The organism is Streptomyces sp. NPDC048600, assembly GCF_055587025.1.
This window is the reverse complement of sequence record NZ_JBVJGZ010000001.1, coordinates 290,070-314,460: the sequence shown is the minus strand read 5'-3', so window position 1 is coordinate 314,460 and position 24,391 is coordinate 290,070. Positions and strand designations below refer to the sequence as shown.

Genomic DNA, 24,391 nt, shown 5'->3' with positions numbered 1-24,391 from the left:
AGATTATTCAGCCATGAGCTCACGCACGGTCCCGATCAGCCGGCCGATCACCATACGGAGGGCCGTCGCGCGGGATGCCAAACGGCTCACGCGCATCGTGCGTGGCTCAGGCGCCTACGAAGGCAAGTACGCATCCGCGGTCGCGGGCTACCGGATCGGTCCTGATTACATCGAGGCCCACCGCACCTTCGTGGCCGTCGGCGCCGACGAGCAGGAAGGCCGCCTTCTCGGGTTCTACGCGCTCGTCCTCACTCCGCCGGAGCTCGACCTTCTGTTCGTCGCCGACGACGTACAGAAGGGGGGTATCGGACGGCTGCTCGTCGCCCACATGCGGTCCGAGGCCCGCGCGGCCGGGATCGACAGTCTCAAGGTCGTGTCGCACCCTCCCGCCGAGGACTTCTACCACCGCGTCGGCGCGGTGCGGACCGGGACCGTGTTCGCGAACCCGCCCGCCGTGCCGTGGGACCGTCCCGAGTTCGAGTTCCGCATTCCTCCAGAATGACGTGATGTGCCGGCGATCGGGCCACCCGCCTCGTCTGCACGGTCGCCGCTCCGCAGGAACCGCTCGACGGCCGCGTGCTACGCCCCCGCCGACGGAGCCGGTTCTCGGCGGTGCTCAAGCCACACACGACTCAGATCGTCCCAGACGGTCTGGTAGCGATCGAATATCTCGCGCACGTGGTCGTGTGTGAGCTCGTCGACTGCCGTTGACGCGAGCAGGTATTCGAGGTCGTCGGCGAGGCGCTGGAATCGGTACTGCGTCTCCTCCATCAACACCCACCGGGAACGCCAGTTGAAGAACGGTTCGACGGCGCCCAGCAGTGTCCCCAGTGCCACCAGCGCGAAGGCCAGGCCGGCCCAGGTGTTGAGGTTCTGAAGGCCAAGGATGATGGTGGACGCGGCGGAGAGGGCCAGTGTCGCCACTCTGATCACCGAGGCGCTTCTGCGGAATCGCTGCTTCCTGAGGCGGGCGTAATCGTTGCCCTGGCGGATCTTGCCCAGCAGGAATACGGCTGTCTCGCTCGGGCTGAGACCTGCGCCCGGTCCGTTGTTCGCCTGCATTCCGCCCCCACAGTCCGTCGTCACTCCGCTTGCATGCGGAGCCCACCCTGGCACAGGGGCGCCGGTCAAGTGCCTACTGTCTCTGCGGGGCAGAGCGCGCCGAGCCCTCGGGGCGCAGGACCTCGGCGGCGCTGGTCGTCGACCGCATCGTGTCCGGCGGCGGGACCTGGCCCCGACTCGCAGCACGGGAGAACGTCCAATCCGGCCGCCCCAGGTACGTCAACCGTCGTTCATACTGACGTGCCTGTTCGGAACACCCGTCGCCGAGGGCCGGTTGCGCCCTTGCCTCGCCGAAGGACGCGGCTCAGAGGGTCGGGAAGAGCAGAGTGAAGAAGAGCCACAGCAGTACGGCCCAGAAGCCCGCCGCCGCCAGCGACACGAGCAGGGAGCTGCGCCACTTCAGTACCAGGAACGGGAAGAGCACCAGGGCTGCCCAGTGACCGGCGATGTCGATGGTCAAGCGGGCGGCCTCGCTCAGGGATCTCGCGCGTCCCGTGGCGATACGGCGAAGCAGCCGCTGGGAGACGAAACCGTACAGGCCGAAGACGACCGGGAAGAACCACAGCGGTGTGATCGTGACGAGCTCGGACTCCGAGAACTCGTCGAACATGACGAGGTAGATGAGCCCGGCCCCGACGACCCCGCCGATCAGCGCGGCGAGGTAGAGGGCGGTCAGCGCGGTCGGCTCGGCGGCGCCGGCCGGTACAGGGACGGGCGAGGCGTACGGAACATCGGGCGGCGGGACCGTGGCGACCTGGTGGCAATAGGGGCAGCGGACGGCCTGCCCGGCGCGGTCGGCCGGAGCCGAGATCAAGTGCCCGCACGAAGCGTGGAACTGCAGCTGCTGGCCTGGGTTCACGCGTAGCCCCTCTCCAAGTACCGCATGCGATGCCGCTCGGCGTCGGTGACGGGTCGGCGGTTCGCATCAGAATCGATCACAGGAGGGGACGCCGCCCTCCGGACATCCGGTTGCACGGAATCCTGGTCCCGAAGCCGGGCCGCCGCCTCCGGCCACACCCGGCGTGAAGGCGACGTCGAGACGCGTGAGCCCGCGGAAGTTGAGGCTGCGCTGCCACTGCGGTGCGGTGCCGTCCAGGCGCAGGCCGGGGAGCCGCGTGAGGAGCGCCTCCAGGGCGATCGCGCCCTCCAGACGGGCCAGCGCCGCACCGAGACAGAAGTGGGGACCGTGCCCGAACGCCATGTGCCGTCCGCCGCCGGGCCGTTCGAAGTCCAGTACGTGGGGATCGGGATAGGCGGCCGGATCCCGGTTGGCGGCGCCGCACACGAGGAGCACGGTCTGCCCTTCGGTAATGGCGCGGCCCGCCAGGTCGAGGTCGTGGCGCGCCCGGCGGAGCATCAGCTGTACCGGGGCGTCGTAGCGCAGGAGTTCCTCGACCGCGGCGGGCATCAGCTCGGGCCGACGCCGTAGTTGGTGGGCCGCGTGAGGGTGGCTGAGCAGGGCGAGCGCGGCGTTGCCGATGAAGTGGGTGGTGGTCTCATGGCCGGCGATCAGCAGCAGGGCGCAGTTGGCGAGGAGATCGTCGGCGTCCTGGTCGGTGTCCTGTGCCTGGGCGGTCATCAGCGCGCGCAGGGTACCGGGGGCCGGCGGGGTGTCGTGGCGGGTCAGGAGTTCCCGGAGGAAGGCGAGCGTGTGGGCCATGCTCTGCGAGGCGGCGCGGTTGCCGTCGGCGTCGAGCCGTGAGTTGCCGATGGCCTCGGCGATCGGCTCGGACCAGGCGGCGAGCGCTGGGCGGTCCGCCTGCGGTATGCCGAGGAGGTCGCAGATGACGGTGAAGGGCAGTGGACGGGCGAGGTCCGCGACGATGTCCATGCGGCCGGTCGGCGCGGCCCGGGCGATGACGCGGTCGACGGCTTCGGCGATCCGGGCGCGCAGCGTCGCCACCGCCCTGGGCGTGAAGGCCTTGCTGAACAGACCCCTCAGGCGGGGGTGTTCGGGGGCGTCGCTGTAGAGCATCTGTCGGCTCAGCACTTCGGCGAGCGGCCGCAGTTCCTCGGAGACGGCCGAGATGTCGGGGTAGCGCACGGAGGAAAGCCTCGGATCAGCTGCCGCGGTGCTGACCACCGCGTGCGAGGTCCCGATCCACGCGCCCAGGGCCCGGTCCCAGACGAGGTCGTCGGTGTCGCGCATCTCTGCGTAGAAGTCGTAGAGACGCTCTTGGACTTGAGGGCGAAGGGCCCGCAGCAGCGTCGGGGATGTGCGCATTGTTGGATGCTAGTGGTTCGAGGCGGAGTGCCGAGTCTGGTCTCTTATCCCCAACTCAACTCAGGAGAAGGGGCATTGAGCCATCAAGTCCTCCCCGGTCAGTATGATTCCCGCGCCACTGTGAGTCCTGGGGAGAACGATGCTGTTCGGCCAACTGACGACCGCTTGGGAGACCGTCCCGTGGGAGGAGGCGGCGCGGCGCTATCCGTTCCTCATGGGCCCGGACCTTGAGTTCGATGCCTTGTTCGGCGAGGAGCCGACGCACGTTCTCGTCCATTCAGGCGACCTGACTGTGGCCGGTGGTGTGGCCGTCGGCTGTGGCATCGACGACGTCAGCGCGCGCGAGGACGTGGAAGAGGTCCATGTGATCGACGGCAACCTGACCGTCGAGGGCGCGCTGCACTTCTACAACGAGGGGTACTACCCCACCCTGTGTGTCACCGGTTCCGTCGCGGTGCGGAAGCTGCTGTGCGTGAGCGAGTGCGTCCTCTTCATCGCCGGTGCACTGAGAGTTGAGGAGCTCCTGGTCACCGACCTGTACGAGGCGGGTCTCCTGTCGGCGGAGGGCCCCTCTTCCGTAGGCACATGGCTGCAACTCGAGGTCCGCGGGCCTCTGGTCCGTCTGGGTGTCGGACAGGAGTCTGAGCGGACGCGGATACTGCGTGCAAACGGCGAGGCGGATGCCGGGGCGGCGGCAGCGGCGTTGCTGCCGGAGTTCTTCGACGGCCAGCGTGTGGACGTGCGGAAGCTCGCGGCTGCGGCGGTTGCCGGACACCCGGTCACCATTGCGGCCGCGCGGGAGAGCTGAGCTGCTGTCCACCCACTCGCGGGCGAAACGGCCGCCGGACGGCCTGAGCCGGCTGCCCGGACAGTACAAAGGTGCCAACACCCCCTTCAATGCCCACTGTTCGCCTGACAGACCACCTCGTCCAAGACGAGATCACCACGGCACGGGGGCGAGCCACAACCCGTGCGGAGGGCATGGCAGGATCGCCGTCATGTCCCTCAGTGTTCCCCGCCTCAGGATCGGCTCGACCGAGATCATCGCCCTCGCCGACGCCGAGGGGCCGTTCTTCTCCCCGCGCGCCGAGGCCTTCCCCGGGGCCACGGCCGCCCAGTGGGCGGAGGCCGACCGCTTCGACCCGGGCGCGGTCGACGCCGAGGGCCGCTGGCGGCTCCAGTTCCGCGCGTACGCGATCCGCAGCGACAAGGGCCTGACCGTCGTGGACGCCGGGATCGGTCCGGCGGACAGTCCGGCCGGTTCGTGGGCGCCCGTGCCCGGTGTGCTCCCTGAGTCGCTCGCCGCCGCGGGCATCGATCCTGCCGACGTCGACACCGTCGTGCTCACACACTTGCACACCGATCACGTCGGATGGGCCGTTGTGACCGAGGCGGCCGTCCCGTCGACGGGCGGCGCGGTGGACGGCACCGCATCGACGGGCGGCCGCCGCCCGTACTTCCCGAACGCCGAATACCTGCTCCAGCGGGCCGAGTTCGACGCCCTCGACTCCCTCAACCCACAGCTCCGCGAAACCCTCACCGACCCGCTCGCGGCAGCCGGCCGGCTCCGGCTCCTCGACGGCGACACAGCGCTGCGCACCGGGCGCGCGGTCGCCACGCCCGGTCACACGCCTGGACATCAGAGCGTACTGATCGCCGACGGGCGCGAGATGGCGCTCGTCACGGGCGACCTACTGGTGCACGCGCTCCAACTGCTCCACCCCGAGCTCGCCTACGCGCACGAGGCCGACCCCGAGGCGGCCAGGCACTCCAGGGAGCGCATGCTCGCCCGCGAAGCCGCCACCACGTTGCACCTGGCGACACCGCACCTGACGGAGCCGTTCCTCTCGTCGTGATCACAGACGTTCGAGGGGCCGGTCAGGCCATGAGGGCGCGCAGACGCTCCGCCGTCTCGCCTGGTCCCCGGCGAGCGGTGGACCTTCACCCGCCGCCGAGCACCTGACCGCCGCGCCCCTCTATCCGGAATGCCGTATTCGCACTCAAGGTCGGGTGCGCTTCGGTAATGATGGTCGGGTTATGCCGCGCTTCCGTGCATTTGACCGCCACCGCTCGGCTCAGCATCCCTCTCCGCGAGGGACGCCAGGCCGGGCGGTCGTCGTTGTCCTGGTCAGTTCCGCGCTCGTCGCAGGGCTGCTCCACGCGACGACGGACTCCACCGTTTCCCGGCCTGTGCTGGGGATCGCGGCAGTGGTTCTGGCTGCGTGCGCCGACTCGGTCGTACGCTCCGGATCATCCCGCGCGGTCGGTCTCGCCCTCACCGCCGTACCAGTGCTGCTGCCCGATTGGCCGACACTGACGAGGACGGACGTCCTCACTGCCCGACTGGACGGGCATCTGCGGCTCCCGGCCGCCGTTCATCACCAGCCCCTGTCCATGGCCGCGTTGAACCTTCTCGCCGGACTGGCTCTGGTCCTCCTCCTCGGCGGCACAAGCCGTCTGCCGTCCCGGCTGGCGTATGCGGTGACTGGCAGCGGGCTGCGCTGGTGGACGTACCCGCCCTACGTGTTCCGGTTCCTCCTGCGCCGCACGGACGCACTCCTGCCGATGCTGCGCGGCGCATCCCGCCCGGCCGTCGCACCGCCGCGACCACACGGGCTCGTGGGTCTGCTCCATCGCGTGCAGCCCTGCGCTCCGTAGCACCACATCACTCGACCACACCATGCCCTCGAGCACGCCCTTGACTCCGGCGTGCCCTCACCGACACGGGGAGTGTCTGCTGTGCCTGCCGTACCGGCCAGACCCGCACCACACCAACACGCGGAACCACATCCGCCGTCCCGCCCGATATCTGCATCCGAAGTTCCCCTCGTCCTGGGCGCCGAGAGTGGAAACGACCTGGGAGGTCACGTCGTATGAGCGCAGCGGCGAAGGGGACGGCCGCGGTGCGGTCGGGCCTCAAGAAGCTCTTGGGACGTGCCGGATTCGACATCGTGCGCAGTACCAACAGCCGAGGCGGGGTGGACGACTTCCTTCCCTTCGAGGCGACCATGCGGGCAGCCCGGTCATCCGGACTGTCGGTCGGTGACTACATCGACGAGGTCATGAACGGTACGCCGGGCGCCACCCAGGCGACGATCGACGAACTGCGCGGTCTCGGTGTCTTCGCCGCCGCGCCGAGCACGGTGCTGGAGATCGGCCCCGGGTCCGGCCGGTACCTGGAGAAGACACTGAAGGAGTGCTCACCGGGCCGCTACGAGATCTACGAGACGGCGGCGCCCTGGGTGGACTACCTCGTGGACACGTTCGAGGTCGTGGCCCAGCCGACCGCCGGATGCAGTCTCGCTCCGACGCCCGACGGGAGCGTCGACCTCGTGCAGGCCCACAAGGTCTTCAACACTGTGACGTTCCTCAGCGCCTCCCGCTACTTCTTCGAGATGGCGCGCGTCACGCGCCCCGGCGGTCGGATCGTCTTCGACGTGATGACGGAGACCTGCCTGGACCCGGCCACGATGCGTGCCTGGGCGACCAAGGGCGGTGCCGGACACGACTCCTACCCGGCCGCCATGCCGCGCCAGGCATGCGTGGACCTCTTCGCGACCCTCGGCTGCGCCCTGGAGGCCAGCTTCCCGGCCCGCATGGGCTTCGCCTCCACCGAGGTCCTCGTCTTCGGAAAGGGGGCGTGACGGTCGGTCGGACCGGGTGATCCGTCCGTCGGGCGGTTCGGCGCGGACGCGGCAGGAAGGGGTGAAGGCGTAGGGGTCGAGGGTCGAGGACACGCGGCGGGTCCGCGAGACCGGGGTCACCGGCCGCGATCCAGGCGGCGATGTCCCCGGTGGCGGCCCCGCTCCTCCAGCGCGGCTGCCAGGACGTCGGCCGGGTGCGCGGGGTCGTGGAGCAGGCGGGCAGGGCTGCCGACCGCGGTGCCGTGGCCGTCGACCGTCGCCGCGACCCAGTCCAGGAGTCAGTGCCTGCGGAGCGTCCCGACCGCGGCGAGAGTACGCACCGCCGCGCCCTTCAGCGCCGGCTGGCTGCGCACCAGACGGTGTGCGGCGCGGACCGGTTCGCGCCGCAGCCAGTGCAGTGCGGCGCCCGCGCCGGGCGTGCGCACCACTCCCTCATGGACGGACAGGTCCGCCGTCTTGAAAGCGTTCTTGTAGGCGGCGTCCCCCCTGCCGAAGTCGAAAAGCCGGATGCCCGACGCGGCGGAGGCTTCGATCATGCGCAGATAGAGAACCCGGCCCGGCGAGTAGGCGGCCAGGGCCCGGTCGTAGGAAGGGAACCAGCACGAGAAGACCGTACGGGAGCGCAGGCCGAAGTGTGCCGCCACGGGCCGCTCGCCCGCGTAGAGCACCGACAGGACCCCGGAGCACTCGGGATGGGCCGTGGCGGACAGTTGGCGCACGAGGTCGGTGATCCACGACCGCGTGAACGGGTCGCGGCGGCCCGTACGGCGGTAGTGCGCGGACTTCCACGCGATCAGGGTGTCCAGAACCGCCGGATCCCGCTCCTCGTACACGAAGCGCACCGGGCCCAATCGGCGGTCCATGCGCCGCTCCTGGGCTCGCGCCGCCTTCAGAAAGCCACGTGAGCGGGCGCGCAGGTGGGCCTCGTACTGCCCGAATCCGGACGTGAGATCGATGACAGGTGAGGCGAACCTGCCCGTCGTGTAAGGGAGAAACAGTTGCTGGCCGCTCTCCAGGTGGTTGAACTCCCAAGCGCTCAGGGAGCAGGCGCGCATGAGGTGCTGCGGGTCCAGACGCGCCTCCGGGCGCACGACGGCGCCTTGGCAGTCGGAGACACCCAGGCCGACCGCGCCACCATGACCCCAGCGCCCCCGCTGAAAGGGGAAGTAGCCGACACGTTCGCCGTCCTGATGAACGATCGCCACCTGCGTGTCGGGGCGCACACGGCCGACGGCCTGGGTGAACGGGGCGCTCATGAAGGGGTTGGTGGTGGCCGCACCGGGCGGTGCGCTCTGAAGCTCGCGCCAGAGGCCGAGATCGGCTGAGGTCATCTCACGGGGGTGAACAACATGGATACGGGTGGTCATGAAAACTCCTGGCCGCGCGTGGTCGCTCTGAGGACGCCGCAGTGCAGGGCAACACTCCGTGCGGCGTCCGGGAAGGTGGATCGGCTGCGCGCCGGGGAGGGCCCCGGCGTCCGACCGGTGCGGCCGGCAGGAGTTTGACGACGGCGTACTCGTCGTCGTCGGGCGGCACGGTGCAGCGGCCCGAGTCCGCTGAAGCGGGCCGGAACCCGTGGGCGCAGGTCAGGGCGCGAAGGCAGTGCGCCACGACGCACAGCACTTCCTGCACCCGGCCGGGAAGCGGCGTCCGGGGCGATTCGGCGGTACGCAGAGCCCACACCGTGACCAGGGCCGCCCCGGCGTACACGGCGCCGCCCGGCCCGCTGTGGAAGCCGGCTTCCGGGCCGCCCACCCCCGCGCTCAGCAACGCGAACCAGCCACAGGCAAACACCTGCGCGAAGGCCATGATGGTGAGATCGCACGCCAGAGGCCGGGAGCCGGACGAACGCAGGAGACCGCCCACGAAGAGGACGACCGCCACCTCGGCCACGCCGGCGGCCGAAGCCGTGCCGCCGAACGCGGCGTGATGACCGACGGCTGCCAGCGCTGTCGCCCCCACCGTGAACGAGGCGGCAGACCCCACGCCTGTCGCGGCCGTGCCGCCCAGGGGGCGGCGGCATCCAGGGATTGGCCAGAGAAGTGAACGCGCCGTCATGACCCGCCCATCGTCTGTTCTCGGCCGCCGTCGAGAGCTGTGAACAGCAGAACTGCCCGAGGGGAACGTCCGGTCGAGGCTTCACGGCATCGGGCGAACGGGCGGCTGGGGGAGGACCGGGAAGAGTCCGGAGGCCCCTCACGCGGCGGAGCCGGCGCGACCGCCGCCGAGCGGAGGCCCCTGCCGTGAGGGACCGCCAGTGGTGGAGTCGGGTACCGCAAGCTTCCGCAGAAGCCGGGCTAATCGTCGAGGTATCGGTGTCTGACGTCGCCAGGCAGGATGACGAGTCGCCCCTCGCGGACCTGCCATTCGGCGGTGCCCTCGATCTCGTGGCCGGCGAGGAACAACCCCCTGACACGGTCCCCGTCGGCGTCCGCCGGGATCCGCGCGATCTCCCTGATCTGGCCGATAAGCCAGTCCACGGCCGACTGCCGGATGTCGGCGCCGTAGAAGACGTAGTACGTCCAATTGATGTGCTGACGAGGTGCGCCCCATCCGTGGGAGTAGTGCTCGTCCTCGTGAGACGAGATGATCTCTTGGACGGCGGCGAGCTGCTTGTCGTCGCACTCCAGCCATCCTCTGACCGACACATAGACGCCCACGGGCGGGTCCTGTCCCTTCTCGCACAGGGGCACGGCGATTTCGATAGCCCCACGAGACCGGTGCCTCCGGGCCAGGGAACGTCACGGGCGGCTCTCTCGCCTGCTGAGCACCGCACCCTGATCAAGCGGGTGGCCTCGCAGATGAAAGGTGCGTCGTTCACAGTGGGGGACTTGCCGCACGGCACCTGGAGACCGAGAACAATCGTAAGTCGCCCACTAATGTCGGGGGCATGACGACTACCAATGCCGGCAGTGCCTTCGATCTGCTCCGTCTTGACGCCGTGACCGATCAAGAGGCGCTGCGCCGGGTCTACGAGCTCCCCGGCGACGCGGCTGTGCGCAAGCAGATGACCGAACTCACCGACCAGACCCGGCGGTTGATCGGATGCTCATCGCTGGTCTTCGTCGCCAGCGCGGACTCCGAGGGCAACTGTGACGTCTCCCCGCGCGGCGGTCCCGCCGGGTTCGTCGCCGTCCTGGACTCACGGACGGTGGCGATACCGGACGCGACCGGCAACAAGCGTCTGGACACCCTGCAGAACGTCATCGCCACCGGACGAGCCGGGCTGCTGTTCGTCATCCCGGGGCGCACCACGACGCTGAGGGTGAACGGCCGGGCCTGCGTCTCCACCCGCCCGGAGTTGCTGTCCCAGCTGACCGCCGTGGGCAAGCCGCCCGCCAGTGCGCTGGTGATCGGTATCGAGGAGGTCTACCCGCACTGTCCCAAGTCGCTCCTGCGCAGCGGGGCGTGGAAGCCGGAGCAGTGGCTGCCCGCGGATGCTCAGCCGTCCTCGGCCGAGGTGACGCTGGCCCAGCTGCGGATGCCGGAGTTGACGATCGCCGACATCGAGCAGGCGGAGGCGGATTCGCTGAGGTACAGGTACGAGTAGACGGCTGCCCGGCGGCCGCTGACGGGCCGGCCTCCGCCCGGCCCTCGGACGACGACCAGGCGTGTTCGGGCCCGATGATGCGGTCGGCTGTCAGGGGCCGGGACTACCGGGACCGCTGGTACCGCATCGGCGCCGGGCGGGTGCTCGGCTCCGGACAGCGGACGGCGTTCAGCGGGCAGCAGGTGGGAAGCATCTGCGTCCATGGACGGACCCCGTTGTCAGGCAAGGTGGCTGCGCCCGCGTGAGTACATTCGCGGTCCATTCGTTCCACAGGCCGGACACAGGCGGCCGCACCCTGTGGTCGTCGTCGTACCTTGCCGTGCGAACGGCAGCAAAGTGGGCGGCGGTGGCAGACCGCCAGGGGAGGAACGCATGGGGCGACCGAACTCGTCGGACAGGCCTCGGTCGCGGACTCCCGGAGGGATCGCGTACGAGGTGCTGGGGCCGGTGCGGGTGGTGCGCGAGGGCGAGGCGCTGCCGATCCGGGCGCCCAAGCAGCTCGCGTTGCTGGCCGTGCTGTTGCTGCAGGGCGGGGAGCTGGTCGGCCGGGCGGAGCTGGTCGACGCGCTGTGGGGTGTGGATCCGCCGCACGCGGTGGACGGTCTGGTGGCCACCTACGCGGCCCGGCTGCGCCGGGTGCTGGAACCCGACCGGATCCGGCGTACGGCACCGCGGCTCCTGATCAGCAGCGGTACGGCGTACGGGGTGCGACTCGAGCGGGACGAACTGGACCTGTGGCGGTTCGAGGACGCGCTCGCCGAGGCACGGCGGGCACGGCGCGGGCGGCGGATTCCGAGCAGCCGGGCGGCCTACGAGCACGCTCTGGCGCAGTGGCAGGGCGGCGACGCTCTGGCCGGCATACCCGGGGACTACGCGCAGGCCGAGCGCGGCAGACTGGGGGAGCTGCGGCTGGCCGCGGCCGTCGAGCATGCCGAGGTGCTGCTGGAGCTGGACGAGCAGGCGGAGGCCGCTCAGATCCTGGGGGAGCTGGTTCGCGACTTTCCGCACCACGAGCGGCTGAGGACATTGCTGATGCTCGCCCTGTACCGCAGCGGGCGGGTACCCGAGGCGCTGGCCACGTTCCGTGACGCGCGCAAGGTCCTGGTGCGCGACCTCGGACTCGAACCGGGCCCGGAACTGACCCGGACGCACAGCCGCATGCTGTGGTCGGACCCGGACCTCAGCCGGTCGCGTCCGGCCGGAGCCGTGGAGGTGCCTGCCGAACTTCCGCGGGACATCCCGGACTTCATCGGACGGGAGCCCGAGCTCAACGGCTTGACGGCGCTGCTGGAGCCGCGCTGGACACCGACCTCGCCGGGGCCCTGCGTGGTGGTCACCGGTGCGCCCGGAGTGGGCAAGACGACGCTGGCGGTTCATGCGGCGCACCTGGTGAAGGAGCGCTTCCCGGACGGTCAGCTCTATGCCGAACTCGGCGGCGGAGCGGACCTGCCGACGGATCCCGCCGAGGTGCTGGGCCGGTTCCTCGAGGATCTGGGGGTCCCGGCGCGCGGTGTTCCCGACGGACTGGAGCGCAGAGCGGCACGCTTCCGGACCCTGTCGGCGGAGCGCTCCGTGCTCGTGCTGCTGGACGACGCCTTCGACGCCGCGCAGATCCGGCACCTGATGCCCGGTTCCTCCCAGTCGGCCGTGCTGGTCACCAGCCGAGCACGGCTCAGCGACCTGCCGGGCAGGGCCTCCGTCCTGCTGGAGGAGCTGGACGACCTGAGGTCGCGCGAGCTGTTCCGGCGTGTGGCGGGTGAGGCTGGTGTGGACGCGGAGCCGATGGCCGCGGAGGCGGTCGTGCGCGCCTGCGCCGGGCATCCTCTGGCGCTGCGGCTGCTGGGAGCCCGAGTCGCCGACCATGGAGCCGGTGAACTTCCGTTGCTGGCGGGCCGGTTGACCCGTCGCGGGCCCCGCCTCGCGGAGTTGACGGCCGGCTGTACGTCGGTGACCGCCGGGTTCCGTGTGGTGTACGAGCGGCTGAGGGCGGGAGCGGGCGGTGCGGCGGACGCCCGCTGCTTCCGTACTCTGTCCGCCCTGGGGGCCGCGGAGTTCGGCGCGTTCGCGGCGGCGGCGGCGCTCGGGACGACGGAGGACCGGGCGGCCCGGTCACTGAACGAGCTGAGGGAGCTGCACCTGCTGCGGCCCGGCACGGCTCCCGGCCGTCATCGCTACCACGACCTGCTGCGGGACTTCGCCTTCGGACAACTCGGAGCCGACGAGGCGCAGGAGGCCTCGCTGGCCCTGCTGCGTGTCGTCGCCGCCTACGAGGAGTTGGTGCGGCACGCCGACGCGATCCTGCGGCCGGGGCGTGCCGGCGCCGTCACCGAGTCGGCCGCGCCACCGAACGCGCTCGGTCTGCTGCGGGAGGAACGGACGACGCTGGTGGCGGTGGTCTGTCGCGCGGCACGGCTGGGTGTGCTGGGGGCCGAGCGTCTCGCCGAACTGACCACGACGATCCGGTCGTTCCTGCACCGCAGCGGTCACTGGGACGACTGGGAGGCGCTGGCCCGAGCTACTCTGCGTGTCGTGGAACAGGAGGGCGGGGAGGAGAAGCGGCCCCGGGCGGCGGCGCTGGCCCGGCTGGAGCTGGGCACGCTGGCCAGTACCCGCAGTAGCCTCGTGGAGGGGGAGCGGCAGCTGCGCCTCGCCGTAGGTCTGTTCCGGGCCGCGGGCGACTCGCTGGGCGCCAGCAGGGCGTTGAACAACCTGGCCATCGACGGGATCGCCCAGGGCAAGTTCGAGGAGTCGGCCGCCTGGCTGGAGGAGGCGTTGGCCACCCAGCGGGCGGCCGAGGACACCCTCAGCATCGGGATCACGCTGGACAACCTCGCGCTGCTGAACCTGCGTCAGGGTGCACTGCGCGAGGCCCGGGCCTTCGCCAACCAGAGCATCGCGCTCTGCCGGCGTACGGGCTCTCCGCTGCTGGCCAGCGTCCCGCTGAACATCCTCGGTCTGGTGCTGAGTGCGGAAGGCGATCTGTCCGGCGCTGTAGGGCGCCAGAGGGAGAGCGCTCGGCTGGCGCGGGAACAGGGCAACCTCTACCGGGAGGCATGGGCGTGCTTCGACCTGTCGGTGGCACTGCGGGATTTCGGTGACCTGAAGGAGGCCACGGACACCGGCCTGGAGGCGTTGCGGCTCAGAAGCGAGATGGGGGACACCGAGGGGCAGCGCAGTGCGCTGGAGTCGCTTGCGGTGACCCATGACCAGGCCGGTCTGCTGGAGGCCGCGGCCGAGTGCCGTCGGCGGGCCGGCGAGCTGGCCGACTGAGGCAGGACCCGTCGGCGGGGCGCCAAGGGAAGCGGGTGGGCGTCGGCCGGGCTCCGTCCGGCGTGGTCCAGAGCAGGGACGCCTGCCCTGGACCACGCCCCCGGCGGAGCGGGCCGACCCGCGGTGTCAGGCGACCATGACCGGCAGCCCCAGGGCGTAGGCGATGGCCTCGCCGCGCCTGCGCAGTCCGAGCTTGGCGAGGACATTGGACACGTGGTACTTGACGGTGCTGGTGGTGACCGACATCAGCTGGGCGATCTCCGCGTTGGACCGGCCCTCGGCCAGCAGCCGGAGCACCTCCCGCTCGCGGCGGGTGAGTTGGGCCTCCGCACCGTTTCGCGCCATCGCCGATGTGGCGGAGCCGCCGGCGAGCAGGTCCATCATCCGTCCGGTGACCGACGGGGACACGTACCCGTGTCCGCCGGCCACCGCATGGATCGCGGCGGTCAACTCGTCGCCCGCGTGGTGGAGGTCCAGCACTCCCCGCGCGCCCGCCGCGATCATCTCGAACGCCGGCCGAGGGGCACGGTCCGCCACGAGCACGACCGTGCGGCATCCCGGTGCCGAGACCTCCCGCACCGCCTCGGCGGGGTGCGCGACCGGAGGGACGAGCAGGACGATCGGCCGTTGCCATGCCGTCAGTTCACGTGTCAATGCGGAGTGTTGGGGTTCGTCCAGGACGACTTCCACGTCCCGTAACGCGCTCAGCCTGTCTCGGACGCGCTGGGTGGCGAGGGTACGCGGGAGGCACAGGGCCACCGGGATGCGGACTTCATGGTCGTCCTGACGCCGCGCCGGTGCGAGTCGTACCGAGGGTGTGAGGGGCGAGCTGCGGTGGAGCGCGGTCATGAGCCTGCCTCCTCGTGGTGTCCCGGCGTGGGCCTCGGGGAGTCGGGTGGAGCGACGGGTGGTCGTGCGCTGCAGGCGAACCGGCACCAGACGGTCTTCGTGCCGTCGGTGTTGCGGCGGTAGCCCCAGTTCTGGGCGAGAGCGGCCACGAGCCGCAGGCCGCGGCCTCCTTCGGTGATGCCGGTGATGCCGGTGGCGCCGGTGGGGCGGAGCACAGGGGGCTCGGGGGAGTGGTCGGTGACCTCCAGTGCGAAGGAGGCCTCCTGCACGAACAGTTCGAGGCTGACGGGCCCTCGCGGGGCGTGCCGGATCGCGTTCGTGACCAGCTCGCTCGCCACGAGCAGGGCGTCGTCGAGCGCGTCGGTCCGGTCCAGTGCGCGCAGTGACGTGGCCACCAGGTGGCGTGCCCGCGCGGGGAGGCGGTCGTCGGGTGCTCTGTGGAAGGAGGCTGCGGCGACGGGAGGCGATCCGGTGGTGGGCGCTGCCGTTTCGTGTCGCGCGGCCTCGGACGAAACGCGGTCCATGTGCGTCACGGTCATCGTTTTCCCTGGGATTGGTTGGTGGAGTGAGACGGCGACGACCATCACCGTCTCGTCGAGCACCACACCTCATACCGATGTGGCGCCGATCGGCTTGCATCCCCCATAGCAGTACGGTCTGTCGCGGTGCAGAACGTACCGTGACTGCTCGATCACGGCAACTGTTGTGGGGAATCTGAGCGACTCGGCGCGTTGTCAGTATGAAGAGGTTCGAGGTGCCCGCATGTCGAGCCGCACTTGCGGTCGGCGCATTGTGGTGGCGTTCCCCGATGGCTACGCTCGCGAGGCTCACGCCGTTCGGACGTGGGTATCCTGAACGGTATTCAAGGGCTGGAGGGGGTGGCGAGGGATGCCGGAGACCGGGACGTTGCCGACGTTCGCGGAGATCCTCGACGAGCTCTGCCGCCGTCCACCGCACCGCGGTGGCCGCCTGTCGAACACAGAGATCGCCCAGCGGGTCAACGCGCAGGGCGGCAGCATCACCGACGGATACGTCTCCCATCTGCGCACGGGGCAGCGCGACAACCCCACCCTGCAGACCGTCCAGGACCTGGCGGCCGCACTGGACGTGGCCCCGGCGGTGTTCGTCGGAGGCCGACGCGAGCGTCTCGGCGACGAGCGGCCGCGTGACTCCTTCCCGCGCAAGCTCAGACAGCTCTTCGCGGTCGTGCATCCCGCGGGGCGTGGACCGTACACGCCGGAAGAGGTGTCCCGTGCCTTCGCCGACAAGCAGGACTACGGCTCCATCTCCGCCAGTTATCTGCGAGAACTGGTCAATCCGCCTGCCGACCGGCTGCCCAATCCCCGGCTGAAGCACCTGCTGGGCCTGGCGGACCACTTCGGGCTCTCCGACGAGCAGGGCCCTCAGGCCGCCTACTTCCTCGACGACCGGCTGGCGGAGACGATCGACGCGGAACTCGACGACTACGTCGCCCTGCGCGACTCGGGCGTGATCGAGTTCGTGACGCGTATGGCCGAGGAGGCTCCGCACTGGAGTCCCGAGGTGCGCCGGCAGGCGGTCGACGCCTTCGTCCAGGCGGTGCACACCGGTGACCCCGCCTGGGTGTTCCCGGCCCGGAAACAGAAGTGACCCGAGGCGCCGCCCGCGATGAGGAGGCGCCTACTCGTGTGGTGGGACTTGGCGATGTGCGGCGACCGGAGCACCGTTCGGTGAATGGACCGTGAATGTACCGGTCCTGCCCTTGACCGGACCGGGGCGGCCCCGGGCGGAGCGGTGAACCCCGAGCACTGTTCCGATGGCGCGATGCGCCCGCCGACACCCTCCTGAGCTGGGACGACGTCGGGGAATCGTCGGCAGCCGGCCGGATCTCAGAGGCGTTGGCGCTGCGCCCGGACGCCGATCGCGACCGGTCCCGCGCGTCGCGACGGCGACCGGCGGCAGGTGAGTGCCCCGTTCCGCTGCGGCTGATCCGTAGTAGCTTCGGCGCGTTGCGTGTCGTGAGCAGGTGTGGTGATGATCCGTCAGGGGGCATGCGCGGTTGGACCGGCGGGAGATGGAGCGGCTGTGCGACCGTGTGGTCGACGGCATGGACGTTCCGCAGGACACCGGCTACCGCGCCATGTGCCAGAAGCTGGGCCAGACCATGAGCGAAGTCCTGGGGGCCTCCGTCGAAGTGCGGTTCTTCACCGGCCGTGGAACCCCGCTCACCGGGGCGACGGCGCGGCGCGCGGACGGAACGTATCTCGTGTTCTGCGTGAAGACGCGCTCCTGGTACCACCGACTGGGCATCCTGCTCCACGAGTTCGCGCACATCCTGCTCGGGCACGAGCCCGTCGACGTGGGCGGTGAGGACACCGTCCGTCAGTTCGCCCCCAGCCTGCCGCGGAACATGGCCAGGGTCATCGCCCGGCGCACCATCCACTCGGCCGTGGAGGAGGCGGGCGCCGAGGAGCTGGCCGATCTGCTGATAGAACGGCTGACCGAGCGGCGTACCGCGCACGGCCCGGGCCTGCCGGGTGACTCCCCGCACGTGCTGCGGGCGGCGGAGGACCTCGGGCTGATGGAACGCAGACGCCGGGCCGACTGACCTTCACCGTCCATGTGCCAGGGCGCGCAGGCGCTGCGCGGAAGGGAGTCCTGTGTCTCCTCAGGAGAAGGCGTCCATCGGCACGGCGCTGCTCGGCGCGGGGCTGCTGCTCTTCGAGGTGTGGTGGTTGCGCGGCAGCCGGACGTTCCTCGCCCGTGCCATGTGGACCTGTGTCGGCTTCGTCGCCCTGGCGTTCGTCTGCGACGTCCCGTCGTTCTCCGAGTGGGCGGGTGAGGCCTCGGGCGTGCCCAACATATCCAGGCTCGGTGCCTATGCCTTCGCGCTCAGCTCCGTGGGGTCCGCCCAGATCCTGGCCCTGGCCTGGAGGTTCCCCCTCGGAGAGGTGCGGCGGCGGCTGCGTCGCCTGGCCTTCGGGTGGGGTGCCGTGATTCTCGCCGTCGTGCTGCTGTTCGCGGCGTCGGACGTGCCCGTCGAGCGACCCGACGACTTCCCGGTCGCCTATGGTCACCAGCCGTCCGTCGCGGCCCTGTCCACCGTGTACTTCTCGGCCCTCGCGGCAGGCAGCCTGAGGCTGAGCCACTGGATGGTCTCGTGGGCCAGGGGCGCGAAGTTCGCCCGCTTCACCTGGCTGCGGATCGGCCTGATCCTCTACGCCTGCGAGACGTTCACCCTGTCCCTGTGGGCGCTGACCGGGCTCGGGTGCACCGTCCCCGCCTGGTTCGGCCTCGGCGTCTCCGGCCGGCTGTACAACCTGGGCGCTTCGGTGCTGCTGCCCCTGGTCGGGGTACTGCTCTGCGGTGCCCTCCTCGTCCCGGTCGCCGCGCCACGGCTCGTCCTGCTGCGGGTGTGGCTGAACCGGTGGCGGGCGTTCGTGCTCCTGCGTCCCCTGCACCGCCGCCTGCTGGCCGGCTCGCAGGGCCATGTCCTGGTCGCCCCCGGCAAGCGGTTCGACCCGCACCACCGGGTGCGGCGCATGGTCATCGAACTGAACGACCGATGGGCGGTACTGAGCCTGTTCTACGACCCCGGTGTGCGGGAGTCCACGGAACGCGCGGCACGGGAGCGGGGTCTGCCCGACGCCGTCGTCGAGGCCCTGGTCGAAGCCGCTCAGCTGCGGGCGGCGACCCGGGGACGGGGGGACGGCGACGGATCACCCCACCCCGTCGTCCACACGGCCCCGGACTCCGAGGCGGTCGACGGCAGCGGCGGTGTCGACTCCGAACTGCGCTGGTGGATACGGGTGGCCCGTGCCGACCGCCACCCGCTGTCGGCCGAGCACATACCCGGGCGACGTCGTGGCTGACCGGGCACCGAACCGCGGCCCCGGCCGCCCGGCGGGGCCGACGCTGGTCTTTCGGCCGGGGCGCCGCCGCGAGGCTGTGCCTAGTGTCGAAGCCGTCCCCCGAGGGCGCGATGACGGAGGTTGGAGTGCGAACTGGGCGGTACGCACTCGACTCGCGCCCCCGGACCGGTGTGTGCTGTGGAACCCGTCGGGGTGCGTCCCCCTTCCCCGGCCGGGCCGCCGAACACCTCTCGCGGGTCGACCGCGGGCATGGGACACCTCCTGGCCCGTGGCGTGTCCCGCGTCCTGCGGCGGCGAAGCTCGCGATGGACATGCCTCCTCATCGGACACGGCACGGGCCAGGAGCCCGGGACGCGAGGGGAGTACGGCGATGAGTGACCCGGTCCGCGACCGGATCCGTGCCCACGTCGGCTCCCGCGTTCCACGTGTCGTGATCGGCGACGATCAGCCTGTCCTGACGGGGGGCGTCGATCCGGTGTTCGCCGTGGAACTGATCCGCTTCCTGGAGACGGCGTTCGAACTGCGCATCCCGGACTCCGAACTCCGTCTGGACAACTTCAGAACGATCGACGCGATGTGCGCGCTCGTCGACCGTGTCGCGGCTCAGGCGACACGGACGTGAGCGCGCCCCACGGGGGAGCGGCGGGTGACCACGGGGACCGAGGAGGTGGAGCAATGGTTCCCGGGCTGGACCGCCGCCGGGGACCGCGCCCGGCTCCTGTGTCTGCCGCACCTGGGCGGCGGTCCCACCGCGTTCGCGGGGTGGCCACGGCTCCTGCCCGGCATACAGGTGTGCCCCGTACGGCTGCCCGGGCGCGGGCCCCGCTACCGTGAGCCGGCCCCGTCCGGCGTCGACGACCTCGTGGAGTCGCTCGGCCGTGTGCTCTTGCGTGCGCCGCTGCACACCGGCCCGCTGGGTGTCTACGGGCACGGCCCCGGCGCGGCGGTGGCCTTCGAACTCGTGCGCGCGCTGCGCCGGTCGGGCGGGCTCCCGGCGCAGACCTCTCTGTTCGTCGCCGGCCGTCCCGCACCCCACCTGGAACCACGTTTCGCCCCGATGAGCGAGCTGCCCGACGTGCGCCTCACCGCCCTGCTGTCCGCGCTGGGCGGCACCCCGGTCCAGCTGTTGTCGGACCGGCATGTCACGGGTCAGGTGCTGACGACCGTACGGGCCGACCTGCGGCTGCATGAGACCTACCGGTACCGGCCCGAGCCCCGGCTGCCCGTGCCGGTCACCGTCTTCGGCGCGACGGACGACCCACTGGTCACCTTCGAAGAGGCGGCCGCATGGGAGCAACTCACCGCGCACACTTGTGTGTTGCACATGCTGGAGGGTGGCCACCTCGCTGTCCTCGACCACCGGAGCACCGTGACGAGGGCCATCACGCAACTGCTGCGCCCGCCGCGGTGAACCGGGCCCCGCGGAGCGCCGCCCCCCGTCGGCCATCGGGGCGAGCTACAGCGGCAAGGCTATGTCGTGGCGCGCCAGGCCGCGTTCGGGTTCCGCGAGGTTCTGCCCGGCGGCCGGGGCGCCCTCGGACGGCCCGGCGGCTCGCTGCAGACCGCTCAGGAGGTGGCTGCGGGCGGTGATGCCGAGCTTGTGGTAGACGCGGTGCAGATGGTTCTCCACCGTGCGTACGGAGACGACCAGCCGACCGGCGATGTCCCGGTTCGCCAGGCCGGTCGCGGCGAGCGCGGCGACCTCACGCTCCCGCGGCGTGAGCGGGTCCAGGTCTTGCTGTCCGGGGCGGTGCGGGGCCAGCCACGGCGGCAGTGCGGCGCCGAGCGCGCGCAGTTCCGCACAGGCGGCCGTGGCCGCACGCCCCTTGCGGTGCTGCCCCGAGGACTTGAAGACACGGGCCGCCTGCGCCGCGGCCTCGGCGGCGAGCGGCAGCGCGCCCATGGCGCGGAACCGTTCGGACACCGTGAGCAGGGCGGCCGGATCGCCGTCGGCCAGAGCGCGTACGTGGCCGCCGATCAGTTCCAGGAGGCCGCCGCACCGCCGGGCCGCGCGCAGCAGGTCCGGGTTCGCCCGGCGCGGGGCGGCGCCGGCCGTGACGCGGGCGGCGAGATGCAGGGCGATCAGCGCGCGCACGGCCCGGCCGGCGGCCCCGGCGCGTTCGGCCACGTGCAGGGCCCGGGCGACGGCCAGGGCGTGGTCGCCGGCGTGGGCCCGGACGAGGGCGCCTTCGCAGGCGATCTCGTCGTCGGCGAAGGGCGGGAGCCCGTCGGCTGTCGCGCGGACCTCGACGAGGGCACGGATCGCCTCGGCGGTGCGGCCGGACTCGGCCAGCGCCCCGGCCAGTTGGGCCAGCGGGGTCGTCTGCCAGGCGGGGAACTCCGGCGGTGTCGGCGCCGCGACCACCCGCCGCAGCAGCGTCACCGCCTCCTCCGGCCGACCCGACAGCCGCAGCACCCTGGCACGGGCGATCATGTCCTGCGTCGGCACAACCCTGTCACGGGTGTCCGCGTGCGGGCCGGCCGACGTGTCGGCGGCGCCCATGAGGTCACCGAGCAGGTAGGCGCAGTGTGCGGAGACGGCGTCGGTCATCGGCCGGGGGCCGGGTTCCCGGTGCGCCGAGACGGCCTGGTGGCGTCGGACCAGGGCCAGGGCTCCGGCCGGGTCGCCCAGTTCGGCGCGGGCGAACGCCACCGTGGTCACGAGCATCGGGACGACGGCGTGAGACGGGGGTTCTGTGCCCAGGGCGGCCTCCCCGATGGCGACCGCCTCGGGGAGCCGGTCGGCGAGCACCGCGAGCTCCGCCCGGCAGGCGTCCAGGACGCCGCTGTCGTCCGGGCCGACGGCGGCGACGGCATGGGTGAGGACCGCGTCCGCTTCGGCGACACGCCGCAGACCGCAGGCCATGTTGATCACGCGGGCGTGCACGGCGGCGTCGTACTCGGCGCGTGGCACCCTTGCCCCCGCGCCGAGGCCCGCGGCCAGCACGTTCTCGGCGTCCTCGGCCTCTCCTGCGCCTGCCAGCGCCCGGCCCAGCAGGAGTGCCGCCCTGACCGGACCGGCGATCCGTCCCTGCGCTGCCGCCCGTGTCAGGGCGTCGCGCACGATCGCGACAAGTCCGGCCGAGTCGGGTGGCCGCGCGCGGACGACCGTGCCCGACTGCGAGTCCCGCAGTGCTGCCAGGCACATCCGTGCGGCCAGGGCGAACTCCCGCCGACGCAGCGCTACAGCGGCGGCCGAGAACAGCTGCTCGTGGGCGGGTACGGCATCGGCCTCCAGCCGCAGTGACACCACGCGCAGCAGATCGTCATCCCCTCCGGCACCCGACCGTTCGAGCGCGTCGGCGATCTGGCGGCGCAGTCGCCGGGCGGTGAGATCCGACATGGCCGAGACGAGCACCGCCTGGCTGAGTGGCGACGCGAGTCGCAGACCGAGCCCGGCCCGTGCGCGCTCGACACGTACGAGGCCGCGCAGGTCCAGCGACTCGGCCGCCCTGGCCAGACCGAAGTCCGAGACGGTCTCCATGTCCAGCCTTCCGGCCACCGCGAGCATGTGGACGAGTTCCTGCTCCTCGGGGTCGAGGTCGCGCAGTCCGACGCGTACGACCTCCGACAGACGCCCTCCCGGATTCCCGCTCAGGCCCTGCCAGGTCCAGGTTCCGCCGACGCGGCGCAGGGCACCCTCCTCCAGCTCGTGCTCGACCAGTTCCGTCAGCATCAGAGCGTTCCCATGGGTCGTGTCCCACAACTGCTCCACGGTGGGGGTGCCGACGTGGCCACCGAGACGCGCTCGCAGGACGGTGCCGAGCGCGATGGAGTCGAACGGCGCGACCTCGACGCGGTCGACGAGTCTGTCCACCCAGAGTTTGTCGATGCCGGCCGGTGCGGGCGCGCCCTGGCGCGTGACGGCCAGCACGCCGATCCGCCGGGCCGCCACCAGCCGGTGCAGCCGGTCGCCTGCCGCCGCGTCGGCCAGGTGGGCGTCGTCGATGCCCACGAGCGGGCGAGGGGCGCGAGCGTCGTCCCGGGTGGCCGGCTCCACGAGGTCCAGGCACTCGTCGAGCGAACCGAAGCCGCGTGCCGGGGTTCCGCCGTCGAAGCCGGCGCCGCCGACCGAGAGGACGGTCCTGCCCTCGTCGGCGGCGTGGCGCAGTGCGGTGGTCAGCACGGTGCTCTTGCCCACCCCGGCGGCGCCCACCACCAGTGCGCCGCGGTCGTGTTTCAGGGCGTGGTGAATGGCGTCCAGCTCCTTGTCACGAGCCGCTGTGCGCCAGCAATTGGCCTGGTCCGGTGGCATCTGGTGTGTGACCCCCACTCAGAACGGCGCGGTGCGCCATGACTTCTGGGAAGCCGCCCGCGGCCCATGCGACCGTCGAGCGGCACGGGGCAGGCCTGCCAGGAATCAGGGCGCGGTGTGAGTCCGGTCGCTCTGAGGGGCTCCCCGAGGCTCTTCGGGCGCGACGTGTGTCCGACGGCGCCCGAGCAGCGGTGCGACTGTACCCGGCGGCCGGTGCGCACCGTCAACTCGCCGTTGGTCGGGGATGACCGGGAGTGACGGACTGTGCGTCACGCTCGGCGGCCGGGGACCGCCCGCTCACCGGCCCGCGGCTCAGGCGTCCGTGGCCTCTCCCCGAGGCCCTGGTGCGGCAGTCTCCGGGGAGAGGCGTATCCGGCGGCTGTGGGCCCGGGCGACCCCTGTCCACCAGGCGAGTTCGTCGTCGATGGTGCCGTTGCCGTCTCTGGTCCGCTCGGCCGACCCGGCGTCGGCCCCGGAAGGTGTCAGCCGGCGCATGCCGCTGTTCCAGAGTTCAAGGGCCGCGGACAGTTGGGCCGCCTCGACCATGGCGTCCAGCTCGTCGCCCCGCAGCCCGCCGTTCCGGCCCCGCTCCTCCTCGGCCTGTCGGACCGCCGGACTGAACAGCGGATTGAGCGTCGCCCGCCAGTCGTTGAGCTCGATCAGTGCCCGGCGTACACGGTGGTGAGGGTCCAGCGTTCGCCCGTGCGCGACCATCACGTTGTCGGGTGCGACGGTGCGCAGCGCCTCGTGCAGTGGCCTGAGGGCGAGGAAGGCACTCCATTTGGCCACGCGGTCGCGCAGCCGCAGCACGGCCGGTCCCGCGACCGGGACGGTCAGTGCCAGCAGAAGCAGGACGGTGGCGATCGGCAGGAGGACGTCCGTCGCCACACTGAACAGCGGCTGCATGTCCAGATCCAGCCAGGTCCCGACGATGGTCCCGATGCCCAGGGTGACCATGGTGGTGATGACGACGCCCGTGGACCCGTACAGGCGCAGCCCCCAGCGCAGCCACGGAAGCGCGGTGAAGTCACCGCTCCTGGCCCAGGTCAGACACCAACGCCCCAGTACTCCGAAGGCGATGGCGTTGGAGACACAGAACAGCAGGAGGAACGCGGAGATCGTGGGCAGGTGGGCGTAGTGGGTGGGGAAGTCCGTCGGCCGTTCCTCGGGCACCGGCGACACCGCGAAGAGCACCCAGAAGACGATGTTCGCCGCTGCGTAGACGGCGATGACCCAGCGGACCGTCAACCACGCGCGCGGCGCGGGATACCGCCACACCAGCGCCAGACACAGCGACGAGGCGCCCGCGCCCGAGGCGAGGCTGTAGGTCAGGATCCGGCCGATGTTGGGTATCCCGGTGTGCTGCGCGGTCCACACGGACGCCGCCGGTACCGAGAACGTCATCGACACGGCGAAGCACGAGACCATGGACAGCATGGCCCAGGTGCGTGGACTGTGCCGCATCGACCGGGCGTGCCAGAGCTTGTACACGAGGAGCACGGCCGCGACGGCCAACAGCCCCAGGCCGATGAGGTTCTTGACGTAGGCGCCCACGACGCGCATCTCCCGAATGATTCAGAGCCGCCCGGCCAAGGGTGTGCGAAGTCGCAGCCGGGAACGGCCGGCACGAGCCCCGCGCCGGTATGGGCCGGGCAGGAATCGACGCTACTGATGTGTCGAATGAAC

The 24,391-nt window shown here is 71.3% G+C and carries 21 protein-coding genes; 12 read left to right on the top strand and 9 right to left on the bottom strand.

The features are described from left to right. The first annotated feature begins 13 nt into the window (after window positions 1-13). Window positions 14-502 (top strand): GNAT family N-acetyltransferase, encoded by a 489-nt coding sequence (locus tag ACZ6SQ_RS01325; RefSeq protein WP_469555338.1) that lies wholly within the window; start codon window positions 14-16, stop codon window positions 500-502. Between the two features lie 77 nt (window positions 503-579). Here the strand turns inward: ACZ6SQ_RS01325 and ACZ6SQ_RS01320 are convergent, their stop codons facing one another. The 3 genes from ACZ6SQ_RS01320 to ACZ6SQ_RS01310 all read right to left on the bottom strand — a co-directional run bounded on the left by ACZ6SQ_RS01320 (window position 580) and on the right by ACZ6SQ_RS01310 (window position 3,286). Further along, a complete protein-coding gene (locus ACZ6SQ_RS01320) occupies window positions 580-1,062 on the bottom strand; it encodes a DUF4231 domain-containing protein (protein ID WP_469555335.1) in 483 nt (160 codons plus the stop codon). A 304-nt stretch (window positions 1,063-1,366) separates the two neighbouring features. Then, complete coding sequence (locus ACZ6SQ_RS01315) at window positions 1,367-1,921, bottom strand: hypothetical protein (protein WP_469555333.1); 555 nt, start codon at window positions 1,919-1,921, stop codon at window positions 1,367-1,369. 66 nt (window positions 1,922-1,987) lie between these two features. Continuing rightward, complete coding sequence (locus ACZ6SQ_RS01310) at window positions 1,988-3,286, bottom strand: cytochrome P450 (RefSeq protein ID WP_469555331.1); 1,299 nt, start codon at window positions 3,284-3,286, stop codon at window positions 1,988-1,990. A 139-nt stretch (window positions 3,287-3,425) separates the two neighbouring features. On the opposite strand from ACZ6SQ_RS01310, the gene ACZ6SQ_RS01305 reads away from it, so the two are divergent. From ACZ6SQ_RS01305 to ACZ6SQ_RS01290, 4 genes are all read left to right on the top strand, one after another. Beyond that, entirely contained in the window at window positions 3,426-4,094 is a 669-nt protein-coding gene (locus ACZ6SQ_RS01305) for a hypothetical protein (RefSeq protein ID WP_469555328.1), read from the top strand. Window positions 4,095-4,284: 190 nt separating this feature from the next. Continuing rightward, complete coding sequence (locus tag ACZ6SQ_RS01300; protein ID WP_469555326.1) at window positions 4,285-5,142, top strand: MBL fold metallo-hydrolase; 858 nt, start codon at window positions 4,285-4,287, stop codon at window positions 5,140-5,142. Between the two features lie 352 nt (window positions 5,143-5,494). After that, on the top strand, window positions 5,495-5,944 hold the full coding sequence (locus ACZ6SQ_RS01295) for a hypothetical protein (protein WP_469555323.1): 450 nt from the start codon (window positions 5,495-5,497) through the stop codon (window positions 5,942-5,944). 215 nt (window positions 5,945-6,159) lie between these two features. Beyond that, entirely contained in the window at window positions 6,160-6,930 is a 771-nt protein-coding gene (locus ACZ6SQ_RS01290) for a class I SAM-dependent methyltransferase (protein ID WP_469555320.1), read from the top strand. Between the two features lie 278 nt (window positions 6,931-7,208). Here ACZ6SQ_RS01290 and ACZ6SQ_RS01285 read toward each other — a convergent pair whose 3' ends face one another. Continuing rightward, window positions 7,209-8,297 carry a GNAT family N-acetyltransferase gene (locus tag ACZ6SQ_RS01285; protein WP_469555317.1) on the bottom strand — a complete coding sequence of 363 codons (1,089 nt, stop codon included), beginning with the start codon at window positions 8,295-8,297 and terminating at the stop codon, window positions 7,209-7,211. A gap of 930 nt (window positions 8,298-9,227) precedes the next feature. Next, the gene (locus tag ACZ6SQ_RS01280) at window positions 9,228-9,590 is read right to left on the bottom strand and encodes a hypothetical protein (RefSeq protein ID WP_469555314.1); all 363 of its coding nucleotides are present in this window, start codon (window positions 9,588-9,590) and stop codon (window positions 9,228-9,230) included. Window positions 9,591-9,820: 230 nt separating this feature from the next. Between ACZ6SQ_RS01280 and ACZ6SQ_RS01275 the strand changes: the two genes are divergently transcribed. Both ACZ6SQ_RS01275 and ACZ6SQ_RS01270 read left to right on the top strand, forming a co-directional pair. Beyond that, entirely contained in the window at window positions 9,821-10,480 is a 660-nt protein-coding gene (locus tag ACZ6SQ_RS01275) for an MSMEG_1061 family FMN-dependent PPOX-type flavoprotein (protein WP_469555311.1), read from the top strand. 372 nt (window positions 10,481-10,852) lie between these two features. Continuing rightward, window positions 10,853-13,750 (top strand): AfsR/SARP family transcriptional regulator, encoded by a 2,898-nt coding sequence (locus ACZ6SQ_RS01270; RefSeq protein ID WP_469555309.1) that lies wholly within the window; start codon window positions 10,853-10,855, stop codon window positions 13,748-13,750. 126 nt (window positions 13,751-13,876) lie between these two features. Here ACZ6SQ_RS01270 and ACZ6SQ_RS01265 read toward each other — a convergent pair whose 3' ends face one another. Together ACZ6SQ_RS01265 and ACZ6SQ_RS01260 are read right to left on the bottom strand one after the other, a co-directional pair. Beyond that, complete coding sequence (locus ACZ6SQ_RS01265) at window positions 13,877-14,599, bottom strand: response regulator transcription factor (protein ID WP_469555306.1); 723 nt, start codon at window positions 14,597-14,599, stop codon at window positions 13,877-13,879. Then, entirely contained in the window at window positions 14,596-15,123 is a 528-nt protein-coding gene (locus tag ACZ6SQ_RS01260) for an ATP-binding protein (protein WP_469555304.1), read from the bottom strand. Before ACZ6SQ_RS01260 ends, ACZ6SQ_RS01265 begins: the two co-directional genes overlap by 4 nt. 364 nt (window positions 15,124-15,487) lie before the next feature. On the opposite strand from ACZ6SQ_RS01260, the gene ACZ6SQ_RS01255 reads away from it, so the two are divergent. The 5 genes from ACZ6SQ_RS01255 to ACZ6SQ_RS01235 all read left to right on the top strand — a co-directional run bounded on the left by ACZ6SQ_RS01255 (window position 15,488) and on the right by ACZ6SQ_RS01235 (window position 19,861). Further along, the gene (locus tag ACZ6SQ_RS01255; protein ID WP_469555302.1) at window positions 15,488-16,228 is read left to right on the top strand and encodes a hypothetical protein; all 741 of its coding nucleotides are present in this window, start codon (window positions 15,488-15,490) and stop codon (window positions 16,226-16,228) included. 409 nt (window positions 16,229-16,637) lie between these two features. Then, a complete protein-coding gene (locus ACZ6SQ_RS01250; protein ID WP_469555300.1) occupies window positions 16,638-17,186 on the top strand; it encodes a hypothetical protein in 549 nt (182 codons plus the stop codon). Window positions 17,187-17,238: 52 nt separating this feature from the next. Then, window positions 17,239-18,450 (top strand): MAB_1171c family putative transporter, encoded by a 1,212-nt coding sequence (locus tag ACZ6SQ_RS01245; RefSeq protein WP_469555298.1) that lies wholly within the window; start codon window positions 17,239-17,241, stop codon window positions 18,448-18,450. Between the two features lie 370 nt (window positions 18,451-18,820). After that, window positions 18,821-19,072 carry an acyl carrier protein gene (locus ACZ6SQ_RS01240; protein WP_469555295.1) on the top strand — a complete coding sequence of 84 codons (252 nt, stop codon included), beginning with the start codon at window positions 18,821-18,823 and terminating at the stop codon, window positions 19,070-19,072. A gap of 24 nt (window positions 19,073-19,096) precedes the next feature. Beyond that, window positions 19,097-19,861, top strand: coding sequence for a thioesterase II family protein (locus ACZ6SQ_RS01235; protein WP_469555293.1), 765 nt, complete (start codon window positions 19,097-19,099; stop codon window positions 19,859-19,861). A gap of 45 nt (window positions 19,862-19,906) precedes the next feature. Here ACZ6SQ_RS01235 and ACZ6SQ_RS01230 read toward each other — a convergent pair whose 3' ends face one another. Next, window positions 19,907-22,705 carry a helix-turn-helix transcriptional regulator gene (locus ACZ6SQ_RS01230; protein ID WP_469555291.1) on the bottom strand — a complete coding sequence of 933 codons (2,799 nt, stop codon included), beginning with the start codon at window positions 22,703-22,705 and terminating at the stop codon, window positions 19,907-19,909. Window positions 22,706-23,017: 312 nt separating this feature from the next. After that, window positions 23,018-24,268 (bottom strand): MAB_1171c family putative transporter, encoded by a 1,251-nt coding sequence (locus ACZ6SQ_RS01225; protein WP_469555288.1) that lies wholly within the window; start codon window positions 24,266-24,268, stop codon window positions 23,018-23,020. Window positions 24,269-24,391: the final 123 nt, after the last annotated feature.